Raw genomic sequence first — 5,958 nt, 5'->3', positions numbered from 1 at the left:
GCGGCTGTACACCCTCTACCCAGCATTAACATCGCCTACCACCTCTGCCTGCCCTTGGTGCCGCTTACTTCCATATACTGGTAGCAGAATCCTTCTGTGCGTTTTCACCCAGCATCGACAAATCCCTACTTTAAACACTGCACACATAAAACAAGAGGCCGGTCCCTGAAGCGGGAACAGCCTCGTAGCGGCAATTGTCGTCTCTTACTCATATCCCGGTGACTATCCGTCCTTACCCTTGACGCTCCTTAGCCAGCCTAGTAAATACAGGGGTTCGATTCACAAGGTAATGAATCAAGAAAGTATAGGTGGGAACATGAATGAGAAACGCCAGGAGTCGAGGAACAAAAAGCGGCCGCCATAACATACCCACCAGGGTGTAAAGGAAATAGGGAACTAAAATCAAAGACGTAATTAGCTGGCCGACAAAAATTGCCCCAGCCAACTTCCCGATCCCGGGCCGCTCAGAATAGCCGGTGAGTTTCAGCACTAGGGCCGGCAACGCTCCGGCAAGGGCAGTGGTAAGTGTAATCTGGGGCAGGTAAGCACCCATAGGGCTGATTACATAGCCCACAATGTCGGCCACTGCGCCGACAAAAAACCCGGCTGCTGGGCCCCAGAGCACTCCGGACATGATTAGAGGCAGTGGTCCCAAACCGATCCTGATACCTTCAATCCCGCCAATGGCTACCCGAAAGCCGGCTACGCGGGTGAGTACCACACTAAGGGCGGTCATAACAGCCAGGTAAACAAGCCGTTGCGCTTCGCTACGCACAGTCTTCACCTCCCTCCCTGTTGGCCGTGGCCAGAGATCGCCACACCATCAGGAAGGGATCCTTTTGATGTGGCAGCGAACGCGACACCATAACGCGGGCAGTTCCCTTCGTCCAAAGGCCACGTCCCATCCTTTGGCACTTAACGCATGATGCCTACTCTGCCGTCGCCTATTTTACTTATGTTTCCCCTTAGTCGCTTATGCCAATACCTTTTCCAGCGCCGCGATGAACTTCTTGTTTTGTTCCTTGGTTCCCACTGTAACCCGAGCCCAGGTAGGCAAGTTCCAGATAAAAGCCGGACGGATAATTACACCCTCCCGCTGCAAATCCACGAATACTTGCCTGATATCCTTCTTGGTATCCACCAACATAAAGTTGGCCTGACTCTTCACATAGGGCAGTTCCATGCGCTCGAACTCTTGGTACAAATACTCCCGGCCCTCTCTATTGACAGCGGTTACCTGCTCCAAAAACTCATCATCATCTAAAGCAGCCATGGCCCCGATCTGAGCCAGCCGGTTGGTGGCAAAGGCTTCCCGGATGCGTTTCATGCCACCGATAAGTTCCGGATGGCCGATGGCATATCCTATCCGGATACCGGCCAAGCCATAAACCTTAGAGAAAGTCCGGCTCACCAAGACGTTGCGGCCAGCGCGCACATAATCCAGCCCTTCCGGATAATCAGGATCATCGACAAATTCTTTGTACGCCTCGTCGAAAATCAGCACCACATGGTCGGGCAACTTGTCCAAAAACTTCTCCACTTCAGTGCTCGTACTGATGGTCCCAGTAGGATTGTTAGGATTACATAGATAAATTAATTTAGTCTTTTCTGTTACCGCCGCTAGAATTGCATTCAGATCCGTGGTGAAATCTGGCCGCACCGGTACCATGATAACCTTTGCTCCCATGGCGCGGGCGCTGATTTCGAAGCTGGAGAAACTGGGATCAGCCATTATCATCTCTTCGCCCTCGTTGAGGAACGTTTTAGAAATGAGAGTAATGATGTTATCCTCGCCATTGGCAAAGATAATCCCGTCTGGATCCACGTTTAGTTTCGCCGCCAACTTCTGGGTTAAGGCTAAACAGGCTCCGTCAGGATAGATGTTAAGGCTATCCAATGCTGCCCTTATAGCCTCCACCGCCTTGGGCGAAGGGCCGAGCGGGTTTTCGTTGGACGCCAGCTTAACTACTTCCGTTAAACCAAACTCCCGCATGACGTCCTCCATCGGCTTCCCCGGCACATACGCCTTGATATCGGCAATCCCCTTGCGAAACAGCTTCTCTCGTCCGCCCACAAATGCAGCCTCCCCTCAAAATTTGGTAAAGTAAACCTACAATCATTATAATATATTCTTGGCTATTTAGCAAAAAATTCACCAACTATCCACTTCTTCCCGCACAACTGAATCTGCAGCCGCTGCCTTAAATACCAACGTACGGGCCACAACATTCACTTTCCGCACCACCAGCCCGGTCATTTCTTCCAGTCCTTCCTTAACTGCACTTTGGACTGCAGTCAGGACTGCGGGTATATACACCGGGCCGTCCACAGCTATATCAATATCCAGTTTCATGTCATACTTTTCCTCTTGCACTCCGATCCGAATGACTCTCTCCACCCCCGGCACTGCTTTTACCAACTCCCGGGCCATGGTTTGAAGAGCCCCCTCCCCAATAGCCAAGCGGCCGATGTAACTGAAAGTAGGGCGCACTATACTCTTTTCTCCTCGCCGCTGCGGCCTCCCCTGTTCGGTGCGCGGAAACACATATTTTAGCGGATCCACCAATATGCCCGGTAGATTGCGTTTTACTTCGATGGCCGGCACCGGGATCACATGCTTACCTTCACGCTCACGAGCTTGTTTGGCCTGAGCGATTTCTCTCGGGCTAGCCACTTTTTCGATCGCAATGATCTTGGTGGGCTGCGGCAGCTCCAACCGTTCGGCAATGCGCTCAAACATCCGGTTTGAAGTGGTAATCACCAACAAACGCTCCGGCGCTATCTCCGCCAGCTTGGCCTTCACCGCCTCGGCGTGCGCCGGATCCATAAAAATAGCTCGGCGTACGGCCTGTAACTTGGTGGGCTCCCGTTTGGCCGAACGCCCAGCTATGATCCTGCTGCCTTGAATCAACAGGCCATCATCCAAAATAATATTAATCCCTTCCCGAAAAGCTACCGCTTGAGCGTGGTGGCTTTTCCCGGTGCCCGAAGATCCGATTAACGCATATACCTCCATGGTCTTTCTCCCGCCCCATTGGCCGTTGTTTGTCCGTTCGGTTATGTATGTATCAGAGCTCGGTGAGCCCCAGGCTGATCAAGAGTCCCCGGTTGATTCGGTCCACTATGTCCCCTTCCAACCGTCCGATCCGGCTTCGCAGCCGTTTTTTGTCTATGGTTCGAATCTGTTCCAGCAAAATAACCGAATCCCGTTCTAACCCGAATTCTTCCGCTTTCAGTTCCACATGGGTGGGTAAATGGGCTTTATTAATCTGAGACGTAATCGCCGCTACAATGGTGGTGGGGCTGTACCGGTTACCGATATCATTCTGGAGGATTAAAACGGGCCGGATCCCACCTTGCTCCGACCCTACCACAGGGCGCAAATCGGCATAAAAGATATCCCCGCGTTCAATGATCACCCTTCACTCACCTTCCGATGCAGTGAGATAGGTCTGTACCATTTCATCGACATCCTCCTCTGTGGAGAGGCCTTCCTCAGCTAGCTGTAAATTGATCCTGGCCATCTCTAGGTAACCGGTTTTCATCCGGTCCCGAAACTCCCGACGCTTACGATCCTCTAGAAATCGGTGCAATGCCTCGCGCACAAACTCGCTGCGGCTTCTCCCCTTCTCCAGGGCCACCATGCCGTCCACCTCCTGCAAAAGCGTATCCGGCACTGTGATCATAATCCGCCTGAGCTCGCTCACCGACAGCACCTCCGTATAGAGCGCAGTATAGACACAGCCATGGCTTAATTATATACGCCCAAGCTATAGGTGTCAACGAACCCAAGCCGTTCAAACCCGCTGGTATTTCGTACCAGCCGGGCCCATGACCGCAGGGGCCACTGTAGTCAATACCCCCGGTAGAGCACTGACAAGATCCCCGGCCACAACGCCCCCGTCCCCTCCTACTTGCTGTCCGGCCCTATCCCCGGCTAATCCGTGCACAAAAGTCCCGGCCACAGCGGCCTCAGTCGGGGTTAAGCCCTGAGCTAAGAAACTGGCGATGATACCGGTAAGAACATCGCCGCTGCCGCCGGTGGCCAGAGCCGGACCGCCGGTGGAGTTTAGATAGCAGACCCCCTCCGGGGTTGCCACCACGGTACGAGCCCCTTTGAGCACCAGTACCACGCCCCATTCTTGGGCCAGTTCACGGGCCAACGGCAGTCGGTGAGCCTGAACCTCGGCCACAGTGCTCTCGCATAATCGGGCCAACTCCCCTGGATGGGGAGTCAGGATAATCGGGGCTCCTTTGTCAGCTAAGACATCGGTTTGCCCGGCCAGCGCATTAAGGCCGTCGGCATCGATCACCGTGGGAACGGCTACTTCCCGCACCACCTGAGCCAGAAGACGCGGCAGTTCCTCACCCTGCCCTAGACCGGGCCCGATGGCCAAAGCGTCAGCCTGCCCGGCTCGCTCTAGAATTATCTCCGCCGCGCCACGACCGAAAGTGCTGTTATCCGCTTCCGGCAACGGGGTTGTCATGACTTCGGTGAGTTTGATTTCCATTAGATAATGTAAGCTCTCCGGTACACCCAGGGTCACCAACCCGGCCCCGGCCCGAAGGGCCGCCTGGCTGGCCAGACAAGCTGCGCCGGTAAGCCCCGGCGAGCCGCCGGCAATAAATACTCGGCCCCGCTCCCCTTTATGGACCGTAGGCGGCCACACAGGTACTATCGCCGTCACCTCCGGCCTTTCCACTAAGAACGTTTCCGGCTGTCTTCGATCATAAGCCTCGGGAGGGATACCAATGTCAGCTATCTGAAGCTGGCCCACATACTCCGCTCCCGGGTAAGTAACGAGTCCCGGTTTCGTCCGCCCGATGGTCACCGTATAACTGGCCCGCACCCCCGGCCCTAAGATCTCCCCGGTGTCTGCCTGGAGCCCGGAAGGGAGGTCAATGGCCACAATGGGCACCGCCGCCCGGTTCATGGCCCCCACCGCCTCAGCCATGGGCCCGGTTAGAGCCCCTCTGGTACCGGTGCCCAAAAGAGCATCCACCTGGAGATCGCCGGAGGCAGCCACCTTAGTGGCAGCGGCGATCTCTTCTTCGGTCCAGGCTTGGTTTACGGCTATGTTCAGGCGCCGCAAGATGTCCAGATTTTGTCGGGCCGGCCCTGTTATCTGCTCCGGGTCAGGACAAACTAAGAACACTTCGGTATGGTAGCCGGCCAGTCCCAAGCGGCGCGCCACCACAAAACCATCGCCGCCGTTATTGCCCCGGCCGGCCCAGACAAAAACCCGTCCCCGGCCCTGTCCCTCCTGCAGAAGCCTCAGACAGAGCTCTGCCACTTGGCGACCGGCTTCCTCCATTAGAACAAGGCTGGGTATTCCCAGCTCCTCAATCGTATACTTGTCTGCCGCTCGCATCTCCTTTGCCGTTACCAGACGCACAAGACTCACCCCTTACCCGCTTTGTCCACCGGCGCAAAGCGCCGGTGTTAAGATTCAACCACGGCAATGGCTTGGGCCACTGCCTGGTGGTGGGTATGAGACAAAGAAATCAGCACCCGCTCAACCCCAAGGGCCTGGGCCCGAGCTAAGGCGCTCCCGGTCAGCTTTACCTTTGGCCGGTGGTTACCCGAGCGCACGATCTCGATATCCGGCCAGCAAAACTGGCCCAGCCCCAACCCTAACGCTTTCGCCACCGCCTCTTTAGCGGCAAACCGGGCTGCCAACGATTCCTCCGGCTTGTTCCGAGCTAGGCAATAGGCCTGCTCAGCCGGAGTAAATATCCGCTCCAAGAACCGAGGGCCAAACCGCTTCAGTGCCAATCTAATCCGATCAATCTCCACCAAGTCGATGCCGCAGCCACACACTGCCACCGTCCCCACCCCTATCCGGCTGTCCACTTGTTCCCATTATAGCAGATTGCCCGGCACCAACCAAAGAAGTTCTGGCCCAGGTAAGCAGGATTTTACTGGTTCGGTGGCGAATCGTTCAGCAAATCCATGTT

At 55.5% G+C, this 5,958-nt stretch carries 7 protein-coding genes; all 7 read right to left on the bottom strand.

What is annotated here, in order from left to right; genetic code table 11:
* Positions 1 to 232 precede the first annotated feature (232 nt).
* The 7 genes from GX016_06465 to acpS all read right to left on the bottom strand — a co-directional run bounded on the left by GX016_06465 (position 233) and on the right by acpS (position 5,821).
* Positions 233 to 736: a folate family ECF transporter S component gene (locus GX016_06465; protein ID HHT71201.1), complete on the bottom strand. Its 504-nt coding sequence runs from the start codon at positions 734 to 736 to the stop codon at positions 233 to 235.
* Positions 737 to 973: 237 nt separating this feature from the next.
* On the bottom strand, positions 974 to 2,056 hold the full coding sequence (locus GX016_06460; GenBank protein HHT71200.1) for a histidinol-phosphate transaminase: 1,083 nt from the start codon (positions 2,054 to 2,056) through the stop codon (positions 974 to 976).
* A 96-nt stretch (positions 2,057 to 2,152) separates the two neighbouring features.
* On the bottom strand, positions 2,153 to 3,016 hold the full coding sequence (locus tag GX016_06455; protein HHT71199.1) for an Asp23/Gls24 family envelope stress response protein: 864 nt from the start codon (positions 3,014 to 3,016) through the stop codon (positions 2,153 to 2,155).
* 52 nt (positions 3,017 to 3,068) lie between these two features.
* Positions 3,069 to 3,419, bottom strand: coding sequence for a type II toxin-antitoxin system PemK/MazF family toxin (locus GX016_06450; protein HHT71198.1), 351 nt, complete (start codon positions 3,417 to 3,419; stop codon positions 3,069 to 3,071).
* Positions 3,420 to 3,422: 3 nt separating this feature from the next.
* Positions 3,423 to 3,686 carry a ribbon-helix-helix protein, CopG family gene (locus tag GX016_06445; GenBank protein ID HHT71197.1) on the bottom strand — a complete coding sequence of 88 codons (264 nt, stop codon included), beginning with the start codon at positions 3,684 to 3,686 and terminating at the stop codon, positions 3,423 to 3,425.
* Positions 3,687 to 3,797: 111 nt separating this feature from the next.
* Complete coding sequence (locus GX016_06440; GenBank protein HHT71196.1) at positions 3,798 to 5,396, bottom strand: NAD(P)H-hydrate dehydratase; 1,599 nt, start codon at positions 5,394 to 5,396, stop codon at positions 3,798 to 3,800.
* Between the two features lie 47 nt (positions 5,397 to 5,443).
* A complete protein-coding gene (acpS, locus tag GX016_06435) occupies positions 5,444 to 5,821 on the bottom strand; it encodes a holo-ACP synthase (GenBank protein HHT71195.1) in 378 nt (125 codons plus the stop codon).
* Positions 5,822 to 5,958: the final 137 nt, after the last annotated feature.

This window comes from Bacillota bacterium, assembly GCA_012837285.1.
In the GTDB taxonomy this organism is placed as follows: Bacteria; Bacillota; DTU030; order DUMP01; family DUMP01; genus DUNI01.
Note: the sequence above shows the minus strand (reverse complement) of the source record. Positions and strands in the feature narration are given on the sequence as shown.